Consider the following 26,356-nt stretch of genomic DNA (forward strand, 5'->3'; position numbering starts at 1 on the left):
CATCATGTTACTTCTTAAGACATCGGTTGCTACCGGCCTCGACACGTTGGCCGGTATGCACCAGGCCTTGCAATCGGCCATCAAGCTCGAACACTCGACCATCCCGCCCTACCTCTACGCCCTGTACTCGCTCAAGCCGGGCTACAACGAAGAAATCCGCCAGCTTATTCACTCCATTGTAAGCGAGGAGATGCTGCACATGAGTCTGGCTTGCAACATTCTGAATGCCATCGGTGGGCAGCCCAACATTGATTCTCCCGGCTTTATCCCGACGTACCCGGGGCCGCTGCCGGGTACGGTCGAGCACGGGCTCATCGTGCCACTAAAGCCTTTTTCGCTGGAGTTGCTCAGCTCGGTGTTCATGGTAATTGAGGAGCCTGAAAACCCGCTGCATTTCCCGCAGCAGCGGCTAATGTCGGGCGAGGTGCCCGAAACCCGCACCATCGGGCAGTTCTACGACGCCATTAAGCAGGCGCTGTTGGCGCATGGTAAAGACTGGTTTACTGGTAACCCTGACCTGCAGGTTAGCAGCTGGGGCATCCCGGCCGTCACGGACCTGACCTCGGCCCTGGCCGCCATCGACCTGATTGTGGAGCAGGGAGAAGGCACGAAGGACTCGCCGCTTGACCCGGAGGACGAGCCGGCTCACTACTACCGCTTTGCCGAAATCTACTACGGCCATCAACTGCGGCCCAACCCCAACGTGCAGCCGGACACGCCCCCCAACCAGAAGTACATCTACGATGGCCCGGTGATTCCCTTTGACCCGGCCGGTGTGTGGCCGGCGCTGACCAATCCTCGCCTGCAGGACTACGCCCCCGGCTCGATACCGCTCTACGCCTGCCAGAACTTTAGCTACACCTACACGGGAGTACTGAAGGCGCTGCATAAGACCTTCAATGGGCAGCCCGACTACCTGCGCACGGCCATTGGTTTGATGGAGTCGCTCAAGGCCCAGGCTCAGATTATTATGGCAACGCCTGCTGCGTTGGGGGTATCCGCTAACGCGGGGCCGACGTTTGAATACCTGCCCGTGCTGCCGGTGCAGTAGGTTGCTGTTCAACACGATTGGTATGAAACGACGGTTCCTGCTACTGGCGGTGAGCTGGCTGGGCCCGGCGCTGGCTGGCCGGGCCAGCACGCTGCCGCCCCTGGCCTCCGACTCGCCGCAGGTGCGGCGGGTGCGGGTGCTGCCCGTGCCCACGGTCGGCTACGCGCCCGAAACCTCTACTTTTGGTGGGGTGGTCGCCTTGTTTACACTGCACCTGCACCCTACGGCGCGGGTGTCGAATGCTAAAATCAAAGCCACTTACACGGCCCGGCGCCAGAGCATTCTGGAGCTGGGCTGGAACTACTTCTTCAAAGACGAGCGGGCCTTCAGCCGGGGCACGGTGCAGCTCTCACGCTACCCCGACCTATACTACGGCATCGGGGCCGCGACGCCGGCTACGGCCGAAACGAACTACACCAGCGACCGGGTACTGGTGCGCCTGGAAATGCTCTGGCGCCTGAGCCCGCGTCGGCCCCTGTTTCTGGGGCCGCAGCTGCGCTACACCAGCTTCGGGCGGCTGGGCTACCTGGGCGGCGACGCGCCAACCTTTGCCAAACTGTATCCAGCCCGCGCGGCCGGTCTGGGCCTGACGCTGCTGGCCGACACGCGCACCAACCTGCTCAACCCCAGCACTGGCCTCTACGCCGAGTTGGGGGCCTCGCAGAACCAGACCCAGGCCGGCGGCTACCAGCGCCTCACGGCCGACCTGCGCCGCTACCATACCTGGCACGGCTGCGTGCTGGCCGCCCAACTGGCCAGTACGGCCGTGCTGGGACCGGCTCCTTTTTATGATTATGCGCTGCTGGGCGGGCCGCAGGCGCGGGGTTATTTCTACGGCCGCTTTCGCGACCGGGCCATCACCTCGTTGCAGGGCGAAGTGCGCAGCCCGCAGTGGCATCGCTGGGGCCTGGCGGCATTCGGCGGCGTGTCGCAGCTAAGCCCCTCGGGCAGCTGGCTGCACGGGCCGGGCCTGAAGCCCAACGTGGGTACCGGGGTGCGTTTCCTGGCCGACCGCAAGGAGCACGTGAACCTGCGCCTGGATTACGCCTGGGGAGCGGACGGCCAGCGCGGACTCTACATTGCGTTTGGGGAGGCATTTTAACTACGCACGCGATGAAAACCCTACTGATACAAGTCATCCTGCTAAGCGCCGGCGTCCTGCTCACCTTCCTGCTGCTGCCAGGGCTGGAGGCAACTGCGTTGCGCCTGCTGAAGGCGGGGGCCGGGCGACCGGGCTGGTATGCGGCGGTGAGCTTTGCGGTGCTGGCGTCCGACATTCTACTGCCCGTGCCGTCAAGCATCGTCATGTTCCTGAACGGAGCCACGCTGGGCATCGCGGGCGGGGCGCTGCTCTCGCTGGCCGCGGGGCTGATGGGCAGTGCCCTGGGCTACGGGCTGGGGGCTGGCTCGGCTCGCCTCACGCGCCGGACCGCGCAGGCGGCGGCTACGGGCGCGGCCGGTCGACTCATGCGGCGGCACGGGCCGGTGTTGCTCGTGGCCACCCGTGGCATCCCCATGCTGGCCGAGAGCTTATCGCTGCTGGCGGGGCACTACCGGGTCGGCTTCTGGCGCAGTCTGCTACTAAGTGGCCTGGGCTACTTGCCGCTGAGTATCCTCTATGCCGTGTGCGGAGCGCAGGCCCGCAGTCCCGACCAGTTCCTGCCCGCCTTTGGCCTGTCGCTGCTACTGAGCGGGGCCTGCTTCCTGCTGGGCCGTTATTTCCTGCGGCCCCGCTTGGCGTCGCAACCTTGAGTGTCTGTCTTTTTATCACTTTTTTCTCACACCCGCATGAAACAACCAGTAAAAACCAAGTCCCAGTCTGCTACAAAGTCAGCGGCGAAACCAGCGAAGCAACCAGCTGCGAAGCTTGCCGTCACTGCCAGCAGACCGTTGCCGAAAACAGCCGCATCTGCTGCTGACCAGCGCATCGTGCGGGCCGCCATCTACCCGGCCATCGGGATTGCGCGGGTAGGCAACAGCCCGGACGAGTACTTCATCGGCCCCGAAGTGCTGGCCGCGCCGCGCGTGGAGCCCGGGTTCTACAAAGACCGGCAGGGGGCCCTGAAACGGCAGGCGGCCCGCTTCCGGGTATACGGCCTCGACGAGGCTGGTCAGGTAGTGCGCGAGCTGACGGCCGCCGACGCCGACATCACTTGGCACGTCCACGTAGCGAATAAGAAGGCGGCCTGGTACGAGTTCAACACGGCCATGGACATTCCAGAAGCCATTCCGGTAGGTCGGCGCAACGCCAACTTCGTGGGCGAGCAGCGCGCCGGGCTGGTCATCGACCCGGGGGCGCTGACTATTGCGGGCGCGGGCACCGAAGGCGCCGCTTACCACTTCGACCAGGGCCGCTTCCTGGGCGAGCCGGTGTATCTGGGCGAGCTGCGCACCGACGAGCAGGGCCGGCTGCTGTTTCTGGGCGGCCACGGCGTGTCGAACTCGCCCTTTCCGGACAACCCGCCCACGACCTTCGCCAACAACGACGGCTGGCACGACGACACCTCGGATGGTCCCGTGAACGCTCAGGTAACTTATCAGGGCCGCGAATTGCCCGTGCAGGGCGCGTGGGTGGTGTGCGCCCCGCCCAACTACGCGCCCGACGTCATTGGCATCCAGACGATGTACGATGTAATAGCCGATGCGCTCCAGATTGTCTATATCACGCCCAAGAAGCAGCCCTCGTTTCAGGAGGACATCTACCCGCTGCTGAGCCAGTTTAGCCAGAGTCAGTGGGTGAATCAGGGCTTTTATGTAGCCTTCGGGCACGGGCAGGCCTACGACTTCGCTAATCCTGAGACGCTACGGCGACTGTCCACCATCACCCGCGACCCGCAGACCAACGAGGTGACGGATGACTACCGCGAATACCGCCGGCAGATTTTTAACTATTTCCGCTCGCCCACGGCTGACTACATGGACCCAACCAGTTGGCCTTGGATGTACGGCGACAACATGAACCTGCCCCCAACGACGCCCAATGCCTACTTCACCCTCACCCCCACGCTCTACGGCTACCTGACGCAGTGGGCCGCCGGCGATTTTGTGGCTGACTGGAACCCGGCCGCCGTGGCTGGCCCGGCCCATTTGGAAGAGGTGAGCAGCCCCCAGGAGCAGGCCGATATGCTGACCAAGGCCGCGCTCTGGTATTGCCTGGGCGGCCCCTTCCACCCGGGCTGCGAAATGACCTGGCCCATGCGCTTGAGTGGCATGTACACGGCCGCGTTCCGGGTGCGGCAGCGCTCGGCCAACAACCCCGAACCGGACTTCGGCCCGCTGCTGCAACCCGCCATTTTTAGTGCCGACAACCCCGGCCCGGCCGGCGCGTTCTGGAACGGTCCCGGCGACCTGACCCGCTGGATGGCCTGCCCCTGGCAGGCGGACACCGCCAGTTGCCGGGCCGGTTACGTCGATGAGTATGACCCGCTGGTGCCTACTTTTTGGCCCGCCCGCGTGCCCAACACCGTGCTGACCGAGGAAGACTACCGCATTGTGATGGATAGCAAACGCCCGCACACCGAACGCCTGGATGCCTTCAACCGTCGCGCCAGCTGGTACCGCATCCTGGGAGCGGAACACCTGGTGCAGTTGCAGAACATGGTAGCGCACTTCGGCGACATGGGCGTGGTAGAATACCGGCCCGGCCTGCCCGGCAGCGCCGACTTCCCGGCCGCGATGTACGTCGAGACGCCACCCTATGCCGCTGGGGCTGGCGATGGTACCGCACTGCGCGCCAGTCAGTCCGGAGCTACGCTCGCGGCCCGGCAACAATTAGTGGAAGCAGCCGCCCGCATCCCGCGCAATCAGGGCCTCTACGTGGGCCCCGTAGGCAAGGGGGCCCCGCGCCGCCAGCCGGCCCCGCCAGTGGTAGTGGCTGAAATTCGCTAATTGTCTCGCGTGGATTCCCTTCCTGATGATTCTGGCTTGATAGCCGTAGTGGGCGGTGGCCCGGCTGGAGCCGTGGCCGCCGCTACCCTGGCGCGGCAGGGTCGGCGGGTGCTGCTGCTCGATGGCGGCCCGCGCCCCGGCGCGTTTGCCGGCGGCGAGAGTCTGCCCCCGCTGGCCCCGGCCCTGCGCCACGAGTTGCGCCTGGGGCAGGTGCTGGCCGAGGGGCCGCACCTGCCCTGCTACGGCAATGCGGCCGCCTGGGGCAGCGCCACGCTGCACCACCATTCCTTCATTCGCTCACCTTACGGCGCGGGCTGGCACCTCGACCGGCCGACCTTCGATGCGGCCCTGCGCGCCCAGGCCTACGCGGCGGGAGCTATGCCGGCTACGGGGCAGCTGCGGGCGTTGCGGGCGGCACCAGCCGGCGGTTGGTGCCTGACGCTACCCGCGGCAGAACTACAAGCCGACTGGGTGCTGGACTGCTCGGGTCGGAGCCGGGTAGTGAGCCGGCTGCTGGGGCAGCCCTACCACTACGCCGACCAGTTGGTGGCCCACTACCTGCGCTACCGCCTGCCCGACGGCCAGGCGGATGCCGAGCGGCTGACGCTGGTGGAATCCAGCCCCTGGGGCTGGGGCCACTCGGCGGGCCTGCCCGGCGGCGAGCGTATCGTGACGCTCTTTACCGATGCCGGCCAGCCGATGACGCGACAGGTGAACACGCTGGCCGGGTTTGTAGCAGCTGTACAGGAACTGCCGCACCTGGCGCAGCTGCTCGCAGGCCGGGGCTATGTGCCGCTGGGCGTGCCGCGGGCCACGGACGCGCGCAGCGGCTGCCTGGCGCAGCCGGCGGGGGAGCGTTGGCTAGCGGCGGGCGACGCGGCTATGGCGTTCGACCCGTTGGGGGCGCAGGGCATCTTGGCGGCTGTGTCGTCCGGGCACCAGGCGGCGCTGGCGCTGGGGCAGGCTTTGGTGGGGGATGACAAAGCAATTGGACAGTATGCGCAGCGGGTGCAGCAGCAGTTTGCGCGCCTGCAGGCCCAGGCCCGGGAGCACTACGGGCAGGAGCGGCGGTGGGCGGAGGAGCCATTCTGGCGGGCGCGCAAGGCACCGGTAAAGGCATTTTCCTAACGGGGAGCGCAACGAACATTGTGGCGGCGAACACAATTAGTTTCGAAGTCGTTTGGCGATTGGTAACCGAGCGAAAAATGTCGTCGTTCGGCGTTGTAATAGGCGATGTGGGGGCTGATTTCTAGTTTGGCCTCGGTCTAAGCCAGGAATGCGTTGTCGTCGACCAGTTCGGTTTTAAAGCGACTCCAAAATGATTCGGCATGGGCGTTATATAGTGGTCACCGTGCTGGCTCATACTCTGCTGGGCGCCGTGTTTTGCAACCATGCCTTAGATGTATAGTCCCAAGGTAAACTGGGTTGGGTCACGGGTCAACGCGGGGTTTTGGTGCCACTTAGAGCCTGTTAAAGACAATAATATATTGAATGATAAAAATAAATCGACAGGGTTATAAATTCGTAAATCCGACCAAGGATGTACGAAACCGACCTGACCGATTATTCAATGGCAAGTTATACAGGAAATCCTGCCTGGTACGCACTGCCGTGAGTATTCGCATTGCCTGACAGTTAACGCTTTGTTTGGCCAAAAGTGGTTATCAGTGGTGATTATTACTATATTATTTCCGCCGTTTCCGCTGGTCTATTATTATTTCCGACGCTGGTAAGGGGATAGCCGCTGGGCCGGGTTTGACCAAGCGCTGATGCGCCGCTACATATAAGCGGCTGCGCCTTCTGGCCAGCCGAGCCTGAACGTGGCCATGCTCGACGCCCAATCGGTCAAATGTAGTGAACGCGCATGCCCGCCAAAGGCTTCGACGAGTACAAAAAAACAGCTATGCAAGCGGCAATTGCTCATCGACAGGGAGCGCTGTTGGCTGACCACGTCGGACCAGCGCACGAAAGCGACCGGACCGGTGGCAAAGCCGCGCTACAAAAGCTGTCGCAGCAAGGATTTGAGCGACTGGCTGAGTGGACCCGTGCGCACTATGGCTGGCAGTTGCAAACAATCACAGGTCTGACGGGCAGAGAGAGATTGACTACACCGCTCACCCGCTGGGTTGTAAAGCATTTTATTAGCTGGCTCCACTGGGACCGCGGCTCAGCCGCGATTTTGAATTCGAAACCAGCAGCGCCAAGGTAACCATCTATCTGCCTATCCAGCATTAGATACATTATCTGTGAATTTTAACAGGCTCTGATAAACTAACGTTGAGGCTGCTCAGAATCCTGAGCGGAGTCTCATTCTCACACCCCCCGCCACCCCCGCTCCTCCCGCCGCCGCGGCATCTACTGCTGCGGCACCAGTAGAAACAGCGCCTGGCCCTCCACCACCGTGCGCTCCCACTGCCGCCGATATTCCCGCTCCACCAACGCAAACAACCCTACCGGCAGCGACGCCAGCTCCACCAGCCTCCGGGATGACACCGCTGCCCCGTCCTACCACCAGTAGCCGGTAACGAGCGTCGCAATCCGCCACCAGAGCGTCTTGGGCTTACAGGGTTACAGGACTACTCAAACCCGCGCGTAAGCAGCATCCAACGGCCGCGGACGAAAATACCCCTTCACGCAGTTGGGGTTGCGAATCGCAATCTGAATGTGGTTCTTCAGCTTAAAGCCTACCGTCGGGTACAGCTCATCACCCTCCCAGAACACCCCGCGGACAGAATCAAAGGGCTGCTCACCCTCGGAAGCCCGCGCAATATGTACCCCGTTGATGATAAGACAGTCCAATTCCCGGCGCAGCAGGTCTTCGCTCGCAACGTCTCTTCCTTTCTTATTCGACGGCAATGCAGAGCCAGTCAGTTCAGCCGCCTCTTTCAGCGTCAGGTAGCTTTCCTGCAGCAGGCCGAGGTTGTCCATGTTCACTAGGTCCAAGCAGAAGCCTAAATCCAGCACGACACCAACTACGGCAGGCGTAGTAATCAGACGCTGGGCCTGGTGCGGATTGTCGCGCAGTTCGTGCGCGTACTGCAGGGCGCGCTCCGGGCTTTGCTCCCAGAAATAGATGCCTTCGCCTAACCAGTCGTAGATATTACGACTGGCGTAGAGGTTTTCGCTCGATGCGATGACGCGGTCGGCTACCTCTGCACCACAGCCGTGAAATCCGAGAATTAATCCTGGGCGAGTAGCGTACACAAAGCCTGGTGCTTTTCGTCAACCTTCCCCTTCTCGTCAAGCACGCACAGAGCGATAAGGTAGGCGCGGGCTGCTTCCGGAGTAGCCGTTACCTTTTTACGCTGCTCCTGGAGGGCTTCCAGCGTGATTTGATAGTCTTGCTGTGACATGCCGGATGAGAGTAAATGATGGAAAAAGAACCGTATAGATAAAAGTAATCCTAAAATCCTTGGACTAGTGCCACGAAGTACGAAAAAGAGGGATAGCAGGTGAAAATAAACGGCGTGAGGCCGGTGTTGATGACCGGGTGAAGTTGACCACCACAGGGGCTGGCAGCAGCGGGCAGCACCGATGGGCCCGCACCACCTGCTCTTGGCAGTACTGGAAAGAACGCCCATACCACCCGCCACTCCTCCTGCACCCACCGCGCCTGCAGTGGCTGCGCACCGGAGAGTACTGTGCCTATCCAGTCCAGTCAACCCCAACGGTCGCGGCCGTCTCTCCTCAAGTCACAAGCCTCCCTATGCGATTTGCCTACCTGCGTAGTCCGGGTGCCTGTTACCCCCTCCCATATAACATTCTTAGATAACTCCGTCACGAAACGACCGGTACTACTCGAGGTAGCTTCGACGCGGTACCTTCCCGGTTTGGAGTATGATGCCCAATAATGCCGATTGTTTCCTACTTTTAACGCGCGTAAACTGTAGCTCAATGGAAGAGCGCCATCTTGCCAGGATGGAGGTTGCCAGTTCGAGCCTGGCCAGTTTACCGACTTTTATACTCCAGGCGATGTCTTTGAAGATTGTTTTCTAATTTCAGTACAGGTAAACTGTAGCTCAAATGGAAGAGCATCCGTCTCCAAAACGGAGGTTGCCAGTTCGATTCTGGCCAGTTTACCACTTTTTATCTATAGGCGATGTCTTTGCAGGAAGAGCCCCTTTTTTCAACGGAGGAATGGCAAGCTTGCCTGAAAGTGCTGCAAATCCTTTCCCGCAATCCCCACCTGGCCGACGACTCCCCGCAGCTCCAAGGGCTGGTGGCTAAGTTGAATCAGAAGGCCCGCAAATCGAAACGCAAACAAACCCTCCAACAGCAGCAGGAGTCGGACCGGGCCATCAAGGAAAATACCTTCCTCTGCCGTCAGGAATCGGATACCCCCCTACTACCGGCCTTGCCGGAATTACCGGCTGTGCAGCCGGAGGGCAACCAGTATCTACACCGGGCCACCCGGTGTTATGTGTGCAAGGGACGTTATGTTGAGGTACACGCTTTTTACCATTTGCTTTGCCCGGCTTGTGCCCGACTCAATTTTGATTGTCGCTTTCAACGGACGGAACTACGGGGCCGAATCGCCTTGCTAACGGGTGGACGCATAAAAATTGGCTTCGAAACGGCTTTAAAACTGCTCCGGGATGGCGCTCGGGTAATCGTGACCACCCGCTTTCCGCAGGATGCCATCAGCCGATACGCCAAAGAAACCGATTTTGAGCGCTGGAAAGACCGGCTCCAGATTTATAGCCTTGACCTTCGGGATGTCAGGGCCGTGGAGGATTTTATCGGGTACCTGAAAGGGACGTTGTCGCACCTGGACATCATCATCAACAATGCGGCGCAGACTATTCGGCGCCCGCGGGCATTTTATGAGTCCTTACTGCTAGCCGAAGGGGCGACACCAGCGAACCAAGCGTTATTGGCTACGCCCTCGCATATAAAATCCTTCGACGGGCTTTCGGAGGCCCTCCCATCCTACTTCCCCACCCACTTACTCGACCGGCACGGGCAGCAGGTCGACCTTCGTCCGCACAACAGTTGGCGGCTGCGCCTGGAGGAGGTGGAAACCGCCGAATGGCTGGAAGTACATCTGGTCAATGCCATGGCCCCCTTTCTGTTGAACAGCAAGCTGCAGCCGCTGTTGCTGAAGTCGCCGTTCGAGCGGCGGTTTATTGTGAACGTCTCGGCGATGGAGGGACAATTCAATCGCGCCTCCAAAACCGCCTTCCATCCGCATACCAACATGGCCAAAGCGGCCTTGAATATGATGACCCGTACGTCGGCCGCTGCGTATGCCCGTGACCGCATTTATATGAACAGCGTGGATACCGGGTGGATTACCGACGAAGACCCCCACCCCCGGAAAGCCCGCAAGCGCAGTGCCGGTTTCGTCCCGCCCCTGGATGAACTCGACGGGGCCGCCCGGATTTACGACCCCATCGTGCGGGGAATCAACCAGCCGCAGGAACCGCTGTCGGGGTATTTCTTAAAAGATTATCAGCCGCATCCCTGGTGAGGAACCCACCAATTACCCGATGAAAGAAACCTCTGGCCCTATCCCTGTTCCGATTGTTTGTCCGGTGCAGGAAACCGTTCGGGAGTCCCCGGACCTGGCAGCCCAGCTGGAGCCGCTATTGGCGTATTTGTGCACCAATCAGGCTCCCGAAAACGACCAGTCCTTTCCCCGGGGCACCATCACGTCCGATGGCCGACTGGATTTGTGCAAACAGGACATTGGCCCAGCCGGGGCAAAATTAGTAACCGAGGCACTGGCGCAGAACACCTTTGTCCGGCATCTATTGATGGGCACGAACGGAATAGGTGATGAAGGAGCAGCCCACCTGGCATCGTTGCTCGAGCAGAATACGGCTCTTCAAACCATCTATTTGGGGTGCAATTATATCCAGACGGCGGGAATGGCGGCCCTTACCGGGGCGCTTCGGGAGAATACCACCGTCGAAGGCCTATGGCTGAAGCGAAACGCCCTACATGCCCCGGGAGTGGCGCAACTAACGGACTTGCTCCGGCATAATCGTGCCCTGCGGGTAGTAGATTTAGTGAATACCAACCTGGGTGCGGAAGGCTTCCGGAGCTTCATGAAAGTGCTGATTGAAACCAACCGGACCGTAGAGCGAATCTATCTAGGCGGCAATCAGCTTGGGGAGCGGGAAGCGCCCTACCTGGCGGAGCTGCTTACGCAAAATAAGCAAATCGTATCGCTGCAGCTGAACGTCAACCATCTGGGTGACAAAGGCGCTTGCATACTGGCAGAAGCCCTCAGTAGCAATGAAACGCTGCAAGAACTAGGACTGGCCAGCAATGGCATCGCCTCGACAGGGGCCATTGCGTTGCTGCAAGCCCTTCAGCATCATCCGGCTCTTCGAGTGCTCGACCTGGGCTACAGTCCTTCCACTCAGGTTCTAGGGGCCGCCGCCAACCAGTTGGACGATGAGGTAGCCCGGGAGCTGGCGGCTTTTCTCCGTACGAACCAGCAGATTCACAGCCTGAATTTGGTCCGTCATCAGTTTACGGAAAGCGGATTTCAACACTTGCTGAATGGCTTAGAACATAACGCTTCGCTGCAACACCTGCAGTTAGACGGCAACCCGCCGGAGCCCATCAAAGAATGGCTCCGAACCAGACAACGTCCAAGCGCTTCCAACCCGAACAGTTTAGTAACCGCCATTCGCAGTGTTTACCGCTAGGGAAGGGGGCCCGCAGCCTCGGCAAGAAAACGCAGCCATCACGGCGGCGGAGGCCGCGGCGACGCGGACGCTGGCGCACGCGGCGGCTCTGCAAGCCCACCGCACGCAATTGCATATTGCCTGCGCGAAAATCGAGGCCCTGAGCTGAGCTGTCGGCTTGGGGCAGTAGGCCGTTGTCATTGCTTCCCGTCGCAACTCAAGGCAAACCCAGCCCCGGCGTCTCGAAGCCAATGCCGGGTCTCCCCGGGCGGGCTTACTTCCCGGCTGAAGTGCAGCTAGACATTTTTCCAGTCAAACGACCCCGCGATGGTTTGGCAGCCGACACACAGCACGTAGAGTTCACGCGCTTCGGGGAAGCGATACATGCGCAGCACCAACCGGCGCAGCGAGGGACTGAATTTCCACAGCATCGCAGCCCAGCCCTGGTGCTCGCTCAGCAAGGCCGGCACCCGGTCCGGGTCGTCGGTGTATTCCATGGTGGCCGAAAGGGGAAAGGTGAAAAGGCTTGCGAAAGCTACTCCCCCATTTAAGAAACAGCAAAAAGTCAACGTTGGATTAGTGGTCCAGCCAGTGCTTAAAGGCCGGCGCACGGCCGGCACTGACAACCAGAGCCTCCCCCGCCGCCGGGGGGGCTATCTGCAGCACCAGGCGGCCCTTGAAATACGGCCGGATTTCCTGCACCGCCCCGATGCTCAGGATAAACTGGCGGTTAATGCGAAAGAAGGTCCGGGCGTCCAGCTGGCCTTCGAGCTGGTCGAGCGTGTCGGGGATAATGAACCGCTTGCCCGCGTGAGTGACGAGGAACACCACACCTTCTTCAGCCAGAAAGTACGCCACGTCGTCCACCGGCACGGCTTTCAGAGCCTGCCCGGACTTCACTAGGAAGCGTGAGCGGGGCGTGCTGTGGACCAGGCGCTGCACGTTCGCTACGGCGGCCGGCAGCGTCGCAGGGTGCAAGGTTTCGTACTTCTGCAGGGCGCGTTCCACTTCCGCGGCTTGTAGGGGCTTGAGCAGGTAGTCCACGCTGTTCACTTGAAAGGCCTGGATGGCGTAGGCGTCGTAGGCGGTGGTGAAAATGACGGGCGCGCCCACCGCCACCTGCCGGAAGATGTCGAAGCTGTTGCCGTCCGACAAGTGGATGTCGCAGAAAAGCAAATCGGGGGCTGGCTGTTCGCGCAGCCATTCCACGGCTTCTTCCACCGAGCCCAGGGCCGCCAGAATGCGTACGGCGGGCCGGAGGCGGGTGAGCAGGGTGGCCAGCGCCTGGGCGGCCAGGGGCTCGTCTTCAATGAGTAGGACTCTCATACGGCGGGGGCGGTCAGGAGCGGGAGGCGGACGATGAAGGATTCCGCCGTGGGCACGATTTCCACGGGGCGGTCGGTGAGGTGCTGGTAGCGGCGCTGGATGTTGAGCAGGCCCAGGTGGGTGGACGTTACCGCGTCGGGGCGGGGCTGCCGGTTGTTTTCGACCACCAGCCGGCCGTCGGCGGTGGATACTTTTATAACCAGGGGCTTGCGAATGGTAGAGCCGTTGTGCTTGATGGCGTTTTCCAGCAGCATCTGCACGGCGGTGGGGGGTACCAGGGCCTGCTCGCAGGCCGGAGCCACGTCCCATTCCACGCGCAGGGCCGCGCCGAAGCGGGTTTCCATCAGGCTGGCGTAGGCGCGCACCAGGGTCATTTCGCGGTGCAGCGGTACCAGCGGTTGCGCCCCGGAATCGAGCAGGGCGCGGTAGACCTCTGAGAGTTGGCCGAGGAACTGCCCGGCCCGGTCCGGGTCAATATGAATCAAGGACCCGAGCACGTTGAGGCTGTTGAACAGGAAGTGGGGGTCCACCTGGTTTTTCAGGGCTTCGAACTGCGCCTGGAAGGTTTCTTTCTGCAGCTGCGCCACCCGCACCACTTCCTGCGCCAGGTGTTGGCGGACATGCTCGCGCTCCACGAAGTAGTAGAAGAACAAGGACAGCACCGCGCTGACCGCCAGCGAGACGCGCAAGGCTTTGGGCGTGATTTCCGACGTGGGCACTAGGTAGTGCTGCGGGATGGTGAAGAACACCAGCCAGAAAACCAGGCTGACCAGCACCACGCAGAGCCCTTCCAGCAGGGCTTTCGCCGAGACGGGCAGCGTGGTCAGCCGATCGGCGCCAAAGAGGCGGGCAAGGGGCGCATGCACCCAGAAGGTGGGCAGTAGAAAGGCAAATACCAGCAGCAGTTGCTGATAGCCGACCAGCGCGCCCCCCCACCAGGTGCCATACTGGATGAACACCGCCACGTGAAAGACTACCGTGGCGGCCAGGGCGGCCAGCACAATTTTTCGAATCATGGGGTCGGGGGGGAGGCGACGAAGGGCGCCTCGACAAAATTACCAGCCCGCCGGGCGAAAAGCCGCATGCGGCCCGCCGATTCACGGGGCTCCTATCCCGATTCAAGTCCCCGGAATCCGCCTTCGCCAGAAAACGCTTTCGGACGGGCGAAAAGCGCGGGAGGTTTGTCCTATTCTCCTTCTTCACCTGATGCCCTCGCGTATGGATGCTTCCCTTTTAGCTTTACTTATTGCTGTAGCAGCTGCCTGGCGGGTGTGGGGCCTGCCTGGGCGTCTGCTGGCGTTGCAGGAGGAGTTAAAAATCCGCAAAGCGGAGCACAACCAGCAGCAGGCCGAACTGAAAACGGAGCTGCTCCGCTTGCGCGAACAGCTGGCCAGTCTGCTGAAGGAGGGAACGTTGCGCAAAGAGGACTCTGTCGTAGTAGCGATGGCGCCTTCGCCAGCTAGCGAGCCGATTACCCCGGTGCCGGTGGCTGTGCCAGCTACTGCCGCACTCGCGCTGATTAAGCCAGCGGTTGCGGAGCCCGTCGTAACAGCGCCAGTGCCAGAGCCTGCGCCGGTTCCATCACCGGTTGTGCCAGCGGCACCGGCTGTTCAGGCAGCACCAACGCCTGCGCCTACCCCCGCGCCGGTTACCGTTCCTCCAATGCCCGTGCCCACGCCTGTGCTGCCAGCACCACCGGTGGCTGCGCCCGTGCCACAGCCGGTTTTTACCCCGGCCCCGGTAGCCGTTCCTGCCCCCGTTCCGGCAGCCCCGCCCACGTTGGCCCCCCGGCCCGTGGCGGCGGCCGATTCCGCTTTGGCAGCTACCCCGGCCCCCTCGCCCGCGCCACTGGTCCCGCCCACGCCGCCGATTCCGCCCCGGCCACCGCGGCGCCCGCCGCCTCCGCCGGAGCCCACCGGGCCCATCTGGTGGGAGCGGGCTGCTACGCTCCTGCTCGAAAACTGGACCGGTATCCTTGGGGCCGTGGTGCTGGTCACGGGCGTCGGCTTCCTGGGAATCTACGCGGCGCTGCGGGTGAGTGCGCCCGTGCGGTTCCTGCTGATTTGTGCGTTCGCGGCCGGCTTATTGGGGGTGCGGTTTGCGCTCCGCCAGAAAGGCTTTGCGCGGCAGCTCAACAGCTGGCTGCTGAGTAGCGCGGCGGCTATCTTTCTGTTTGCCTGCGTGGCGGCCGTGAGCATCGAAGGCCTGCGCTGGGTTACCGCGCCCTGGGACTACCTGCTGCTGCTGGCCGGGGTGGGAGCCAACCTGCTGCTGGCCTGGCGCGCCAGCCGCGAGGAAGTGGCGACGCTGCACGGCGTACTGAGCTTAGTAGCCCTGGCGGTGTTGCCCCCCACGGTCCTCACGCTGGGGACCGCGGCGGCGGTGACGGCGTTCACCATTGCCATCACGTATCGCCAGCTGTGGAAGTACCAGCTGCTGCTCAGCATCGCCAGCTTCTTTGCCTTCCACCTGTACTGGCATCAGCAGCTGACGGACATCCCCAATACCCAGCGCCTGCTGGCCATGGGGTTGGTGGGGCTCGTGGGCGTAGCCGCAGCCGTGGTGCAGTACCGTAGCGTGTACGCCCAGCGGCGGTTCGAACCGCTGCTTTTTACCGCCCACCTGCTCAACTGGACCTGCCTGGGCATCAACCTGTATATGTACAGCACGGGCTCCATCTGGAAAACCATTCCGCTGGGCCTGGGTGCGTTGCTTACCTTCTGGGCCGGGCGCCAAGCTAAAAAGCTCGGCATCGGCTGGCTGTTCCAGACCGACACCATCATCGCGCTGATTCTGGCGCTGGCCACGGCCTTGTCGCTGCAGGGCTGGCACGCCACCAACTCGGTTATCCTGCTGTTTATGCTGCTCGAAGCGCTGCTGGTCGCACTGGTCATGGCCCGGCAACGCGAAGCGCTGGTGTACCGGGTGGCCCTGTCCGTGGCCGGCCTGGCGGGGGGCGGCCTGCTAGTGCTCGCGGCCCTCACCGCCGGTTCCAGCCTGCCCCCGGCCCTGTACCGCCAGGCCTTCGTGCTGGCGCTGTCGGGGTGGGCGGGGCTGGCGTTCGCCCGGCTCACGTATCAGCAGCCCCTGCTCCGGGCCGACGTGAAGGCTGGGTTGGGGGCTACCTCCACCGCCGAGTCCGCCCGCAACCTGCTGGCCGGTTTTGCCGGGTTGGCCGGCCTGTTGCAGGCCGGGGCCGGGCTGCTGCTGACGTGGGTGCTGTTTAGCTGGCCGGATGCGCCGGTGCTACCACTGGTGGGTGCCCTCCTAACCCTGGGCGGCGGCGCCCTGGCCCTGGCGGCCTGGGTACGCACGTCAGCCCACACGCCGGACTGGGTGCGGCAACAGCAGCTGCTCCTAGCGCAGTTCTTTGCGGTGTTGGCCGGGCTGGGCCTGCACGAGCTGAACCTGAGCTGGTCGGTGGTACTGGGCATCCTCTACGCCGAGAACGTGGCCGTGGCCTTGCTGGCGGCCCGGCGGCGCGAACCCCTGCTGTCCCACATAACCCAGGCCGGGGCCCTCCTGACCGGTGGCGGGCTATTGCTAACCGCCTGGGCGAAGGTAGGTAACGCCCTACCCCATGAACTTTACCGCGACGCCCTGGTGCTGGCCCTGACCGGCTGGCTGAGCCTGGCATTCCTGCGCCTGGCTTACCGGCAGCTCTCGGCTAATGGCTCCCCGGACGCACCCACCGAGATTTCCGAAACCGACCAAGGCCTGCTCAGTGGCTTTGCGGGGCTGGCCGCGCTGCTGCAAGCCAGCACGGGCTTGCTGCTGGCGCGCGTGCTGTTTGGCTGGCAGCAGGCGCCGGTAATTCTGCTGCTGGCGGCGCTGCTGGTGATGGGCGGCGTCGCGCTGGGACTGGCCGCCTGGGTGCGCGCCGAGCCCCGGCTACCCGCTTGGGTGCGGCTGCTACAACTGCTGCTGGCGCAAGCCTTGGCCCTACTCACTGTATTCGGCTTGCACGAGCTGGGACTGAGCTGGCCGGTGGTGCTGGGGCTGCTCTATGCCGAAAACCTGGTCGTGGTTTTCATTGCCGCCCGGAAGCAGGAGATGCTCCTTTACCGGGTTGCCCTGGGCGGTACCGTTGCTGCCGGTTTGAGCCTGCTGCTGACGGCCGTCAGCAATGCCGACCACAGCCTGCTACCTACGCTTTACCGGGACGCCCTGGTACTGGCACTGGCTGGCTGGGCGGGCATCTTAATAGGAAACGTGGCTCATCGGCAGCTGCTGTCCCCGCAGCTTGCCGAAGGTCCAGCGAGTGAGCCTGCCGACCGTGACCTGTTGGGCTCCATCGCCGGGCTGGCGGGCCTGCTGCAGGGCGGCGCCGGGCTGCTGCTGGGGCAGGCGCTGTTCGGCAGGTCGGGGGCGCCGGTGGCCCTCTTGCTGGTGGCGCTCCTGGGCCTGGGGGGCATTGCGCTGGGACTGGCGGCCTGGGTGCACGCGCAGGGCCTGCTGCCCCGTTGGGTACGGCGCCAGCAACTCGTGTTGGGGCAGGCGTTGGTGGTGCTGGCCGGGTTGGGGCTGCACGAGGCGGGCCTGAGCTGGCCCGGGGTTCTGCTGGTTTTATATGCTGAAAACCTGCTGGTCGCCCTGCTGTTAAGGGGCCGCGACGAAGACGACTTGCTGCACCTGCAGGCGTATGTAGTGGTGGTGCTGGCGGCCCTGTTGCCGGTGCTCGTGCCCTACACGTCGCCGGGCGCCTTCGGGGCCGAGGTGCGGGCGGCCTTGCTCGTCGGGGCGGCCCTGCTCACGGTGGGCTACCAGCTGCGGCACCAGCTGCTGCCGAAAGTGGACGATGACTACGCAATGCTCCCCCTCGGCGGCATCCTGCGGCTGCCGGTGCTGGGACTGGCCGTGGGCTGGCTGTTGCTCAGCGGCGGCGCGCTGGTAGTCGACCAGGCCTGGGCCGCCTGGGCCCTGGTCGGCTTGCTGGGCGGGCTGCTGTACCTGCGGCAGCGGGTAGCGGCGCCGGGCGTGTGGGCCGGGCTGCTGCTCACGGCCGTGGGCTACCTGGGCCTGCAGTGGCGCTACGCGCTGTGGCCCCCGGCCGGGCAGCTGGCCAGCGCGGGGGCCGTGCTACTGTACCTGCTGCCCACGCTGGCCGTGCCGCTGGTGGGCGCCCGGGTTTCGTGGTGGGCACCGGCCCAGCGGTTCGTGCGCGGGCCGTGGCTGTACCTGCTGGGGCTGCACCTGGTGGTGGCGCTGGTGGCTGCCGTGCCCGCGGGCCACGTGGCTTACCTCTCGCTGGGCTTTACCGGACTGGCGGGGGCCGCCTTCGCCGCGGCTCAGGTGTGGCGCCGCCGCTTGCCCAACGATTCGGCCGTGTGGCGGGCCGGCCTTCCCGACCGCTACTTGCTGCACCTCAGCTACGGGCTCTTGACGGCGAGCCTGCTCACGCACGGCTACCTCCTCACGCTCCATGAGCAGTTCTTCGGCCAGCCCGCCGAATACAGGACGGCGGCCCTGCTCTTCGCCACGCTGGCGGCCCTGGCGTTGGCCGCCCCGCCCGCTACGTACCCGGTGTACAACTCCTGGCGCCGGCTGCACCCCTGGCTGCCCGAGGCGGCGCTGCTGTTTGGCACCGCCACGCTGGGCCACCACGTGCGCACACCCTGGCTGCCGCTGCTGTGGGCGGGGGCCGCGCTGGGACTGACATTCCTGGCGGCCCGCCTTCCCGGGCGCTTGCGGCGGCTGGCCGTGTACGGCCACCTCTACTACTGGCTGGCCGCTGGCACGGCCAGTCTGGCTTGCCTGCGCTACCTCCGGCCGGAGCAGCTCCTGAGCCCCGAATGGTGGGGCCTCACCGCCGCTGTGGCCTTGCTGTTTGGCTACGTGGCCCTGGCCCTGCAGGCCAAAAACACCCCTGCTACCGACCTCTCGCCCGCCTGGGACCGGCTGGCCCGCCCGCCCCGCCGCGTGCTCGAAGCCGGGCTGCTCTACCCAGCTTTCCTGGCCCTTACGCTGCTGCTCGTGCAGTCGTTCGACCGTTCGGTGCTCACCGTGCTGCTCATGCTGGAAGTGGTGGCCGTCTTCAGCACCAGCCTGCTGCTGCGCCGGCAGGATTTGCGCTACCTCGCGCTGGCCGGGATGCTGGGCTCGCTGCTCCGGCTGGTGTTTTTCGACCTGAGCCGGAGCGGCACCATCACGCGGGCCTTCGTCTTCATCTTCATGGGCCTGCTGCTGCTGGGCATGAATGCGCTGTACGCCCGCTTCAAAGCCCGCTTCACGCCCCAGGATTTGGGGGCCGACGACGTCGCGCCGCAAGGGCTGCCGGAGCCGGACGTTCCGGTTGGCTAACATCCTGAATGGTAGAATGTTGTCTGTGTGACTACTCGAAGTTTGGACAGTTTATGGCGGCTATCTTATTCAATCCCATGAGCCCAAAACGTACCCGTCGCCGCTTCACTGCTGAATTCAAGGCCTTGCCAACCGGCTCGCATCGGCCCTGTCCGAAGGGAGAAGGCCAACCCAACATCGTCGAAGCTCTCAATTACTCCTTACGCCAGCGGTGCGGCGTGTTGGTGCGCAAATCCTGTTCCTTGAGCAAATCACTGCTGATGCACACGGCCCGAATCAAAATTTGCATCGACCAGCACAATCACAGAACCATCCTCGCTTAGACCACCGCCCGATTTTTCGTGTAAAATGGTGCCTACATCCCAGACGGCCTCAGGAATATTAAGCCGACAAAAAAGAGGTGACAACCCCCCAATACGTCAGCGTCAGCTGGTGCATGGCGCGGGTGCAGGCCACGTACAGCATGCTCTTATCAACCTCCGTCCGGTAAGTGCGGGCCGAGGCAAAGGGCACGATAACCTCATCGAATTCCAGTCCCTTCGCCAGATGGGCCGTGGTGATGATAACGCCCTCCTTAAAGGTCGTCGAATCGGCCGTGAGCAGGTGAATGCCCGGTGCCTCCAGCGCCTGATGTACCTGCGTGGCCTGCCGCCGCGTTTTGCAGATGATGCCCAGCGAATGATTGCCGGAAGCCAGGAAGACCATAATCAACTCTTTGATGCCCTGTAATTCCGCTTCCTGACTGGCAAATTGCGTGATAGCGGGTTCGGGCCCGTGTCGCTCCAGCGGCAGGATGTTCGGGTTGGGCGTGATGCGCTGGGCGAAGGCCGTAATCTCGATGGTAGAGCGGTAGCTACGGTAGAGCTTCACCACCTCGGCCTGCGGGAAGATGCGCTCGATGGTTTCGGCCGAGGAGCTGCTGTAGGGGTTCACGGTCTGGCTGACGTCGCCCAGGATGGTCTTGCGGCAGCTGAAGACGCGCGAGAGCACGGCGTACTGCACCGGCGTGTAGTCCTGCATCTCGTCCACCAGCAGGTGCTTGACATGCTCGAAGGCGGAAATTCCTTCCAGGCGCAAACGCAGGTAAATCAGCGGGAACACGTCGGCGTATTCCAGGCGCTGGTCCATCTTCAGCAGCTCGGGGCGGCCCAGCCAGCGGTAGAAATCGCGGTACAGCTCCGGCACCTGGTGGAACTTGAAGAGGCGCGGAACAGCCTCGCCGATAGTGCTTTTCTCGCCGTTGCTCAGCTTGCGGCCGGTGGCGTGGCGCACGTAGTCGCGCACTTCCTGGGCCACCAGCGGGAAGCGCTTCAGTAGCGGCACCCGGTGGTAGGTTTTGAACTTGGCCTGGAGGAAGGCCGACGGCACCACGGTGTTGCCCACGCGCAAGTCCTGCCAGGTGTAGTAGTTGTTCTCGATGTACACCAGGTACTGGTTGAGCTGGCTGAGAAACTCGAACGACGACTTGAACTGGATGCGCTCGATAAATGCCGGATTGTGGTGCTCCAGCAGCGCGTTCACCTGCTCGAAAAAGGTCTGGAAGGGCTGCTCGTGGTTGAGCAAATCGGCCGCCAGCTCCTCCATCACCAGCTCGGGAATGTGGTCTTCGCCCAGCTCGGGCAGCACGTTCGAGATGTAGTCGGCAAAGACCTTGTTGGGCGAGATGATGAGCACGTCCTTCGCGGCAATCGTCTCGCGGAAACGGTAGAGCAGGAAAGCAATGCGGTGCAGGGCAATGGAGGTTTTGCCCGAGCCCGCCACGCCCTGAATGACCATCACCGGCGCCGTCTCGTTGCGAATCACCGCGTTCTGGTCGCGCTGAATGGTGGCCACGATGGTCTTCATCTTGTCGTCCGACGACTTCGCCAGTTCGCGCTGCAGCACGTCGTCGTGGATGTTGACGTCGTTTTCGAGCATGAACTCCATGCGCCCGTCGCGGATTTTGTACTGCCGCTTGCGCTCGATATTCCCCTTAATCGTGCCGTTCGGCGTGGTGTATTCCGCCGCGCCCAGCTCAAAATCATAAAACAGCGACGAGATGGGCGCCCGCCAGTCGAAAATCAGCCCCTGCCGCCGCTGCTCATCGGTGAAGGAATACATGCCGATGTACACCGGCCAAGGCGTTTTCTGGCCCTGCGGCGCAAAGTCGATGCGCCCGAAGTACGGCGACTGCAGCAGCTTGAACAGCTTGCGCTTCTGCCCCACGGCCAGGTCGCCCGCGAAAGCCATGCGGTTAATGGATTGCTCGGCCGCCACCATATCGGCGTCGTCGAGGCCCGACTGGTGCTCGTGCAGGTACTCCTTTTTCTCGCGCAACTCATTAGACTGCTGCCGCACGGCCTCATCGCCGCGCCGGATGGCCAGCGTCAGCTTCTCCTTGATTACTTCCAGATATTCCTTTTCCTCTTGCTCGGTAGCGTTCATGCGGCTCGTTGAAATGAACCGCAAAGGTCTTATCAAATTCTGGTCTACCGCCGCAGTTGGCCGGGTTTAAGCCGGCACCTGACCCGCGCCGGCCGTCTGACGCACCTCCTCCACCGGCGCCACCGGGCCGTGCCAGGCGCAGAGCTGGTCGAGAATGGGCAGCAGCGCCAGGCCGCGCTCGGTGAGCGAATAATCCACCCGGGGCGGCAGCTCGGCAAAGGCTTCGCGGCGGATAATGCCATCTTCCTCCAGCTCCTTGAGCTGCTCGGTAAGCACCTTGCGCGAGATGAGCGACAGGCGCTGCGCCAGCTGCCCGAAGCGCACCCGCCGCTGGCCCAGGTACGAAATGATAATCAGCTTCCACTTGCCGCCCAGCACTCCCATGGTGCGGGTCATGGTGCAGGAAGAGGTGCAAAAGGCGGCGTCACGCATGGCTGAGTTGGGTGAAAAATGAGCGGAAAAGGCCGTTAGTTACGCGAAGGTAACCAGTTTTTGGGGCAAAACGAGTGGCGTTAGTAACTAAAAGAGACTTTCGATAGTTCCTCGCCGAAACCAACAGAAAAACCTCTTTTTCCTCATGACAACTTCTCAGAAATTAGCCGGCAAAATCGCTCTTGTTACCGGTGGCAACTCGGGTATCGGTCTGGCTACCGCCCAGCGCTTCGTGGCCGAAGGTGCCTTCGTATTCATCACCGGCCGGCGGCAGGATGAGCTCGACAAAGCCGTGCAACTAATTGGCAGCTCGGTCGTCGGCATCCAGGGCGACGTGAGTAAGCTCGCCGACCTCGACCGCATTATCGCTACCATCAAAGAGCAAAAAGGCCGCCTCGACGTGCTGTTTGCCAATGCGGGCGTGGCCGAATTCCTGCCCATTGATGCCGTGACGGAGCCGCACTACGACTATCAGTTCGATATCAACGTGAAGGGCACCGTGTTCACGGTGCAGAAAGCCCTGCCGCTGCTACCCGACGGCGCCACCATCGTGCTCATGGCGTCCATCGTGGGCTCGAAGGGCTCGGCCGGCAGCAGCATCTACAGCGCCACCAAGGCGGCCATCCGCTCGCTGGCCCGCACCTGGACCTCCGACCTCTAGGCTCGCCGCATCCGGGTGAATGCCATCAGCCCCGGCCCCGTCGAAACGCCCGGCCTCAACAACCTGGCCGGTACCCCCGAGGAACGTGCGCAGTTTAAAGCGCAGATGCTGAGCGTGATGCCGCTGGGCCGCATGGGCGAGTCCGATGAAATTGCCAAAGCCGTACTTTTCCTGGCTTCGGACGACAGCAGCTTCATCACCGGCATCGAGCTGTTCGCCGATGGCGGCATGGCCCAAGTGTAATTGCTTGCGAATGATTTCACTCTTTTAGAGACTTGTAGCAATTCCGGCCGACGGCTGGGAGCGGTGGCAGTTAGCCTCGGCTCCCAGCCGTTTTCCGTGCTGGTAGGGATAGGTCGTCAGACCGGTAGGAGCCACCTTTTTAAGCCGCTGCCCCGCCGTGCTGCAGCCGGCACCAGCGGCACTCCCCGCAGCCGGGCCCAAACTGGTAGCGCCGAATAGCCGCATCCACCGCCTCAATTTGGGCCAAAACTACCTCTTCATCTGACGGGGTCACAACCACTTTGCGGCGTACGTAGCGCGGCAGCTTGCCAGGCTCGCGCAGCGGGCGCAGGAATTCAAAGCTCACCGAGTTGGCTTCGTAGCGGCGGTCGGGGTCGTGGCTGAGCAGCAGGCGGTAGAACACAGCCTGGCGCCAGTAGTCGCCGCCGCGCAGGCGCGGGTCAGCCAGCCACTCGGGCAGCGAGGCTTCGGCGGCAATGGCGGGAGCGGGGCGCAGCTTGTCGTTGGCGGCGTCGGGGCGGCCGGTTTTGTAGTCGAGCACGTCGGCGCGGCGGCCGTCGGGGTGCAGGTCGAGGCGGTCGAGCTTGCCCACCAGGCGGGGGCCGCCGGGCAGGGTGGCGCGCACCATGTGCTCCACCACGGCGTTGGGGCGGGCCTGGGCGGCGGCCTGCGCCCACCAGTTGCGCAGCAGGTCGGGCCCGGCGTTGGCCAGGCGCTGGAACATCGGCGCGGGCAGCTCGAAGCGGGCGCGGGCGAAGTAGCGCCGGAACAGCTCGGCCAGCTCGTCGGCCGGGCCGAAGCCGCTGGCCTCCGGCTGCTGGGCCTGCCGGAAGAAGGATTCCAAGGCCAAATGCGCGGCCGTGCCGAAGAGCATCTTCTCGTTGCGCGGCGCTGGCGCCCGCAGAATTTGCTCGTAGTAGCAAGCCAGCGGGCAGTTCAGATAAGCATTAAGCGTGGTGGCACTCAGACTGAAATCCACCAGCAAGCCTTCCAGCAGCGTGGGGTCGGGCACCGGGGCGGGCGGCGGGGGCGGGGCCAGCTCGGCGCGGCGGGCGGCCGCCAGCACCGCCGCCGCCACCGGCGCATCGATGGAGCTCAGGCCGTCCTGCTCCAGCTCGGTCGTGAATTCGGCGGGCAGCAGCTCTTTGCCCGCGTCGTCGTGGCTGGCCCAGCAGATGGTCAGCCGGGCCTGGGCGCGGGTGAGGGCCACGAAAAACAAGCGGCGGGCCTCCTCACAATCAGCATCCTCGCCGGGCGCCGAGGTCAGCGCGGGCGGCAGGCGGAAGCCCTGGTCGGAGGTTTTGCGGCGCCATTCCTTTTGCTGGCAGCCCAATAGCCACACCTGCTCCCACTCCAAGCCCTTGGCGCCGTGGGCAGTGAGCAGCTCCAGGCCGGCTTCGTCGCTGCCGCTGCTGTGCTCCAGCGGGAGGCCGTCGCGGGTGGCGGCCAGCACCTCCCAGGTTTGCAGCAGCGCGGCGGGGCCGGTCAGGCCCAGCGCCTGCTGGCGGCGGGCCTCGGTGCGGCCCCATTGCAAGAGCGAGCGGGCCACGGCCAGCAGGTGCTCGGTTTGCAGGGCGCCGGCCAACTGCACGGGCAGCAGGGTTTCCAATACAATACGCTCCAGCAAGCCCGGCAACGGCAGCGCGGCGGCGGCTTGCAACCAATTATCCACCAAGATTAATGCAGCTGAAAGCGCTAGGCGCCCCGGCTTCGACAACACCGGCTGGTCCGGCCCTATGGCAAACGATTCATCCAGCGCCTGGCCGGCCCAGGCGCGCCAGGGTAGGGCCGGCTGGGCGGCGGCGAAGGCGGCGCGGCGGTGGTGCTGGTGGCCCACGGCCAGGCGCACCAGGTCGGCCGGTGGCACGGCCAGGGCGGGCTGGTGCAGCAGCTCAAAGAGAGCGGCGTCGGCGGCGGGCTGGTCGTCAGGCAGCAGGGCGGCGGCCAGGTAGCGCAGCACGCGGTGCAGGGCGGCGGCCAGCGGCTCGTCGAGCACGTTCACGGGGCGGCGGCGCTGGAAGGGCACGCCGGCCGCCCGCAGCAGCCGGGCCAGCCGGTCGAGCTGGTCGTGGTTGCGGGCGATGACGCCCACCCGGCCCGCCGGCCACTGCCCGGCGCGGTGCATTTCGGCCAGGTGGGCAGCCACGTCGGCGGCCTCGTGCAGGGGGCTGGCGTAGCGGTGCAGCCGGGGCGTTTCGGTGAGCCGGGCGAAGCGCGGGTGGCGGGGCAGCAGCTGCTTGGTGAGGCCGGGCAGCTGCCGCGTCAGGCGTTCCTGGTTGCGGTCGATGAGCTGCTGCGCCATCGTCAGCACCGGGCCCGAGGAGCGGTAATTCTCCTCCAGCACCACCACGGCCGCCTGCGCAAAGCGCTGCTTGAAGGCCAGCACGTTGGCAATGCTGGCGCCCTGGAAGCGGAAGATGCTCTGGTCGTCGTCGCCCACCACGGTCAGGCTGGGCTGGTCCCAGTAGTCGGCCAGCAGGTAGAGCAGCTGGCTCTGGGCACCGTTGGTGTCCTGGTATTCATCCACCAGAAAATGCTGAAAACGTTCCTGGTAGCTCAGGCGCAGGCTTTCATTTTCAACGAGCAGACGGGTAGCCCAGGCCAGCATGTCGTCGTAGTCGAAGCGGCGGCGGCTGGCCAGCCCGGCCTGGTAGATGTCGAACAAAGCCACGGCGGCGGCGGCCCGCTCGATGCGGCTTTCCTCGTCGGCCAGCTTGTGCTGGATGACGTCGCCCGCCATGATGCCCTGGGCGCGCAGGGCCGGCGGCGGGTTTTTATACAGATACGCACTGTCCAGCGGCAAACTCTGGCGGTATTCTTCCAGCTCGTGCAGCAGCCGGTCGGGCCGCCAGCCCTCGCGCTTCATCACCTGAAACAGCGTTTTGAGATGGCGCAAATCGTAGTACGCGTCGCCCAAATCGCGGCGTAGCGGGTGGCCGGTGGGCAGCTGGTCGAGCACTTCGCGCAGCACTTCCTCGGCTTCCAAATCAGAAGCCGGCTCCAAGTCGTGGCGGCCCAGAGTGGCGCCGTTTTCCTGAATAATCAGCTGGCCCAGACTGTGAAACGTATGAATGGCCACCCGGTGCGCCTCGGGCCCGATGAAGCGCAGCAGGCGCTGGCGCATGTTGCGGGCGGCCGCGTCGGTGTAGGTGAGGCACAGGATTTCCTGGGGCCGGGCGTCGGGCTGCTGGAGCAGCCAGGCCACGCGGGCGGCCAGCAGCTGGGTTTTGCCGGTGCCGGGGCCGGCCACCACCAGCAGCGGGCCGTCGGGGTGCTCCACGGCCTGCCGCTGGCGGGCGTTGAGGCGCGCGTATTCGGCGGCAAAAGCGGTGTGGGGGTGGAGGACGGCCATTCGGGGTAGCAAATATCGGCAAGCTACTGCGCCGGCTGCGC

17 protein-coding genes, 2 tRNA genes and 1 pseudogene are annotated in these 26,356 nt (G+C 63.8%); 12 read left to right on the forward strand and 8 right to left on the reverse strand.

The annotated features are described in order from the left end of the window. Positions 1 to 4: 4 nt before the first annotated feature. From Q5H93_RS08430 to Q5H93_RS08455, 6 genes are all read left to right on the forward strand, one after another. Positions 5 to 1,051 carry a ferritin-like domain-containing protein gene (locus Q5H93_RS08430; protein ID WP_305006075.1) on the forward strand — a complete coding sequence of 349 codons (1,047 nt, stop codon included), beginning with the start codon at positions 5 to 7 and terminating at the stop codon, positions 1,049 to 1,051. 22 nt (positions 1,052 to 1,073) lie between these two features. Further along, a complete protein-coding gene (locus Q5H93_RS08435) occupies positions 1,074 to 2,153 on the forward strand; it encodes a BamA/TamA family outer membrane protein (protein ID WP_305006076.1) in 1,080 nt (359 codons plus the stop codon). Positions 2,154 to 2,164: 11 nt separating this feature from the next. After that, entirely contained in the window at positions 2,165 to 2,803 is a 639-nt protein-coding gene (locus tag Q5H93_RS08440) for a VTT domain-containing protein (RefSeq protein ID WP_305006077.1), read from the forward strand. 138 nt (positions 2,804 to 2,941) lie between these two features. Further along, positions 2,942 to 4,939, forward strand: a complete 1,998-nt coding sequence (locus Q5H93_RS08445; RefSeq protein ID WP_305006078.1) for a LodA/GoxA family CTQ-dependent oxidase — start codon at positions 2,942 to 2,944, stop codon at positions 4,937 to 4,939. Between the two features lie 9 nt (positions 4,940 to 4,948). Beyond that, complete coding sequence (locus Q5H93_RS08450) at positions 4,949 to 6,067, forward strand: NAD(P)/FAD-dependent oxidoreductase (protein ID WP_305006079.1); 1,119 nt, start codon at positions 4,949 to 4,951, stop codon at positions 6,065 to 6,067. A 736-nt stretch (positions 6,068 to 6,803) separates the two neighbouring features. Continuing rightward, positions 6,804 to 7,148 carry a hypothetical protein gene (locus Q5H93_RS08455; RefSeq protein WP_305006080.1) on the forward strand — a complete coding sequence of 115 codons (345 nt, stop codon included), beginning with the start codon at positions 6,804 to 6,806 and terminating at the stop codon, positions 7,146 to 7,148. A 371-nt stretch (positions 7,149 to 7,519) separates the two neighbouring features. Here Q5H93_RS08455 and Q5H93_RS08460 read toward each other — a convergent pair whose 3' ends face one another. Both Q5H93_RS08460 and Q5H93_RS08465 read right to left on the reverse strand, forming a co-directional pair. Next, complete coding sequence (locus Q5H93_RS08460; protein WP_305006081.1) at positions 7,520 to 8,143, reverse strand: hypothetical protein; 624 nt, start codon at positions 8,141 to 8,143, stop codon at positions 7,520 to 7,522. Next, on the reverse strand, positions 8,119 to 8,292 hold the full coding sequence (locus tag Q5H93_RS08465; protein WP_305006082.1) for a hypothetical protein: 174 nt from the start codon (positions 8,290 to 8,292) through the stop codon (positions 8,119 to 8,121). Before Q5H93_RS08465 ends, Q5H93_RS08460 begins: the two co-directional genes overlap by 25 nt. A 527-nt stretch (positions 8,293 to 8,819) precedes the next feature. Here Q5H93_RS08465 and Q5H93_RS08470 point away from each other — a divergent pair. The 4 genes from Q5H93_RS08470 (at position 8,820) to Q5H93_RS08485 (ending at position 11,598) form a co-directional block, all read left to right on the forward strand. After that, positions 8,820 to 8,891: transfer RNA gene (locus tag Q5H93_RS08470), tRNA-Gly, on the forward strand. Between the two features lie 56 nt (positions 8,892 to 8,947). Further along, positions 8,948 to 9,019: transfer RNA gene (locus Q5H93_RS08475), tRNA-Trp, on the forward strand. A gap of 19 nt (positions 9,020 to 9,038) precedes the next feature. Beyond that, positions 9,039 to 10,409, forward strand: a complete 1,371-nt coding sequence (locus Q5H93_RS08480; RefSeq protein ID WP_305006083.1) for an SDR family NAD(P)-dependent oxidoreductase — start codon at positions 9,039 to 9,041, stop codon at positions 10,407 to 10,409. A 19-nt stretch (positions 10,410 to 10,428) separates the two neighbouring features. Beyond that, complete coding sequence (locus Q5H93_RS08485) at positions 10,429 to 11,598, forward strand: leucine-rich repeat domain-containing protein (RefSeq protein WP_305006084.1); 1,170 nt, start codon at positions 10,429 to 10,431, stop codon at positions 11,596 to 11,598. Positions 11,599 to 11,873: 275 nt separating this feature from the next. Here Q5H93_RS08485 and Q5H93_RS08490 read toward each other — a convergent pair whose 3' ends face one another. From Q5H93_RS08490 to Q5H93_RS08500, 3 genes are all read right to left on the reverse strand, one after another. After that, positions 11,874 to 12,074, reverse strand: coding sequence for a hypothetical protein (locus Q5H93_RS08490; protein ID WP_305006085.1), 201 nt, complete (start codon positions 12,072 to 12,074; stop codon positions 11,874 to 11,876). Positions 12,075 to 12,153: 79 nt separating this feature from the next. Continuing rightward, a complete protein-coding gene (locus Q5H93_RS08495; protein WP_305006086.1) occupies positions 12,154 to 12,903 on the reverse strand; it encodes a LytR/AlgR family response regulator transcription factor in 750 nt (249 codons plus the stop codon). Then, positions 12,900 to 13,919: a sensor histidine kinase gene (locus tag Q5H93_RS08500; RefSeq protein ID WP_305006087.1), complete on the reverse strand. Its 1,020-nt coding sequence runs from the start codon at positions 13,917 to 13,919 to the stop codon at positions 12,900 to 12,902. The genes Q5H93_RS08495 and Q5H93_RS08500 overlap by 4 nt, the downstream gene beginning before the upstream one ends. 646 nt (positions 13,920 to 14,565) lie before the next feature. On the opposite strand from Q5H93_RS08500, the gene Q5H93_RS08505 reads away from it, so the two are divergent. Further along, positions 14,566 to 19,203 carry a DUF2339 domain-containing protein gene (locus tag Q5H93_RS08505; protein WP_305006088.1) on the forward strand — a complete coding sequence of 1,546 codons (4,638 nt, stop codon included), beginning with the start codon at positions 14,566 to 14,568 and terminating at the stop codon, positions 19,201 to 19,203. Positions 19,204 to 19,584: 381 nt separating this feature from the next. Here the strand turns inward: Q5H93_RS08505 and Q5H93_RS08510 are convergent, their stop codons facing one another. Beyond that, positions 19,585 to 21,627 carry a HelD family protein gene (locus Q5H93_RS08510; RefSeq protein WP_305006089.1) on the reverse strand — a complete coding sequence of 681 codons (2,043 nt, stop codon included), beginning with the start codon at positions 21,625 to 21,627 and terminating at the stop codon, positions 19,585 to 19,587. Between the two features lie 66 nt (positions 21,628 to 21,693). Then, positions 21,694 to 22,059: a winged helix-turn-helix transcriptional regulator gene (locus Q5H93_RS08515; protein ID WP_305006090.1), complete on the reverse strand. Its 366-nt coding sequence runs from the start codon at positions 22,057 to 22,059 to the stop codon at positions 21,694 to 21,696. Positions 22,060 to 22,204: 145 nt separating this feature from the next. Here Q5H93_RS08515 and Q5H93_RS08520 point away from each other — a divergent pair. Further along, a pseudogene (locus Q5H93_RS08520) lies at positions 22,205 to 22,963 on the forward strand (SDR family oxidoreductase). A 139-nt stretch (positions 22,964 to 23,102) separates the two neighbouring features. Here the strand turns inward: Q5H93_RS08520 and Q5H93_RS08525 are convergent. Continuing rightward, a complete protein-coding gene (locus tag Q5H93_RS08525) occupies positions 23,103 to 26,315 on the reverse strand; it encodes an ATP-dependent helicase (RefSeq protein ID WP_305006091.1) in 3,213 nt (1,070 codons plus the stop codon). Positions 26,316 to 26,356: the final 41 nt, after the last annotated feature.

It is taken from the genome of Hymenobacter aranciens (assembly GCF_030580865.1).
Classification (GTDB): domain Bacteria; phylum Bacteroidota; class Bacteroidia; order Cytophagales; family Hymenobacteraceae; genus Hymenobacter; species Hymenobacter aranciens.